The organism is candidate division WWE3 bacterium (assembly GCA_026396615.1).
Classification (GTDB): Bacteria; Patescibacteriota; WWE3; order JAPLWK01; family JAPLWK01; genus JAPLWK01.
Genome location: JAPLWK010000005.1, coordinates 1 through 2,353, shown reverse-complemented (window position 1 = coordinate 2,353; position 2,353 = coordinate 1). Strand labels below are relative to the sequence as shown.

At 42.7% G+C, this 2,353-nt stretch carries 3 protein-coding genes; 2 read left to right on the top strand and 1 reads right to left on the bottom strand.

Annotated features, from left to right (window positions below):
- A partial coding sequence (locus NT141_01180) for a hypothetical protein (protein MCX6783672.1) occupies positions 1–656 on the top strand: 656 nt, incomplete at its 5' end.
- Here NT141_01180 and NT141_01175 read toward each other — a convergent pair.
- The gene (locus NT141_01175) at positions 586–1,023 is read right to left on the bottom strand and encodes a hypothetical protein (GenBank protein MCX6783671.1); all 438 of its coding nucleotides are present in this window, start codon (positions 1,021–1,023) and stop codon (positions 586–588) included. The genes NT141_01180 and NT141_01175 overlap by 71 nt on opposite strands.
- Positions 1,024–1,319: 296 nt before the next feature.
- Between NT141_01175 and NT141_01170 the strand changes: the two genes are divergently transcribed.
- On the top strand, positions 1,320–2,294 hold the full coding sequence (locus tag NT141_01170; GenBank protein MCX6783670.1) for a UbiA prenyltransferase family protein: 975 nt from the start codon (positions 1,320–1,322) through the stop codon (positions 2,292–2,294).
- The last annotated feature ends 59 nt before the right edge of the window (positions 2,295–2,353 follow it).

Sequence of the window (2,353 nt, the reverse complement as noted above, 5' to 3'; positions counted from 1 at the left end):
TTATCATTACCGATTTATTCACAATTCTCTGGATTCTGTGGGTTAGTAATTTGCTGTCGTGGAGTAACGGCATAGACGGGCAGTTCTCAGGAGTGGCTGGCTTGACCGCTTTATTTATTGCGATATTAGCTTTGCGACTGATTCCAGGAGATCATAATCAAATTCAAACCACTCGGATTGCCGCCATCGCTGCTGGCGCTGCTTTAGGTTTGACACCAGCGACTTGGAACCCTTGTAAAATGCTCTGGGGCTTTGGGGCGACGGCCGTTGGGCTGGTGCTAGCTAGTTTATCTGTGATGACAGGGTCGAAAGTAGCAACTGCGACTTTGGTTGTTATGGTGCCATTTTTAGACGCCGTGGCGACTATTATTCGTCGAGTTTCATTAAAGAAGTCACCGTTTTGGGGGGATCGCGGGCACCTGCATCACAAATTATTGGATGCCGGTTACAGCCAACCCCAAATTGCTATTTTATATTGGCTAGCCACTGGAATTTTGGGGGTAGTGGCGGTATTTACCTCCGGGCAAGTAAAAACTTTGGCGGTGATGACTTTAGGAATTTTGGTGGCTTCTTTGGTGGTTTTAACTAATTTAAAAGGAAAAATAAAGATACCCCAGTTATTACGACGGGGAGAAAAAGACCCCACGGCAATTTGAGTTTGTGGTGAAACCGGTGTTGAATTTTAAGATCCAGTTTCGTCCACCATGGTTCATGTTTCATAAAAAAGTGCGGCGCTTCCAAAATGTCTGGGAGACAAGCTAGAAAACAGGCTCCCAGGATGTTGAAGGCATTTCCGGGAGTTTTGACAGCAAAGATGATTCCGATCAAAAACGATAAGATGACATCGCCGGCAATCGCTGTCTTCACTAATTTATCTAAACGAACCCCATTCGTAAAAAAATCCCAGTGTGGCATTAAATCCAATACAAAGTGGGAAGTAAAAGCCAGAGGCCAAGCCACCAGAGGACTTTGGACCTGGGAGGCAATCGCCGCGCCGGCTAAAGTGTGAAATGTTAACAGCATAGTGTGTAGTGAAAGATATTATACAGCTGGGAAAACAAAACGTCATTCCGGCCCCGGAGCCGAAATCCAGTAATTGTTATAATTTGAAATTTACAATTTAAAATAAACGTTCACTTTGTTCACTACCAATTTGTGGCAAATTGTTGAATTCAATTTTTAAGCATTTTCAACAATTATCGTCACGATAATTGGTAGCGAGCCGAGCGAGCGTATATTTAGAATTTCAAATTGAAAATTAAGTTATTACTTGACCCAAAATCGTAGCGTTCGGAATGACATATTGATATAATAGGCACGTGGTTAACCTCTTACGAAAAATTCTGACACGAATTAAGACTCTTCATAACAGTCCCTACTACAAGATTCTCCGAGTTCGCCAATGGCTTAAAAACGGCAGTTTATTTTTAGCTATTGTTTTTGGCGGTCGGCTGTTCGATCTCCATTATTTTGGCCGGGTGGCTTTAGGGGCCATTGTTTTTTGCGTCCTTTCTTCCGGCATCTACGTTCTTAATGATTTAATTGACGCCCCTAACGATCGCCTACACCCAATTAAAAAGAATCGGCCAATTGCCGCCGGAAAAATCAGCCTGCAAAACGCCCAAATAATGTTCATTATTCTAACCTTAACTGCTCTTACGGCCGCCCTATTTTTAGATAAGGGCTTTTTTATGATGGCGGTAGTGTATACGTTAATGATGACAGCTTATGATCTGTGGCTAAAAAAATTACCGGTGATTGATGTGCTCACATTATCAGGCGGCTACGTATTAAGGGTTTTTGCCGGCAGTTTTATCGCTGATACCTCCATTTCTGCTTTACTAATTTTAACAACGATTTTCACCGCTTTATTTATTTCTTTCGCCAAGCGCCGAGCTGAAGTGAATTTAATTGAGGCCGAAACGACTCAACAAATGAGCGCCACTCGCAAAGTCCTTAAAGACTACCCCGCCTTTTTAATCGATAAATATCTAACTCTTACTTTCGGAGCGGCCTTCATTACCTATTCTTTTTATACTTACTCCGCTGGAATTCGGCAGTTTAGCAAGACCCTATCGACCGTCCTCCCAACGACACTATCAAGACCGAACTGGTTAATGTTGACGATTCCAATCGTCTTTTACGCCCTAGCTCGTTATATGTACTTAATTTACGAAAGAAAAGAAGGCGAGTACCCCGAAAATACGCTGATAACCGATAAAACTCTCTTTGCCACCGCCGCCCTCTGGCTGGCCATGATCATATTTATCATCTACGGCATTCCTCTAATTTAAAAGGATTACTCAACTGATACTAAATATTGCATCTCCACCTTCGGAATGGGATTCGTGGA

Coding starts and splice junctions, on each gene's coding strand:
- NT141_01175 (MCX6783671.1), bottom strand. CDS start 1,023: ATGCTGTTAACATTTCACACTTTAGCCGGCGCGGCGATTGCCTCCCAG.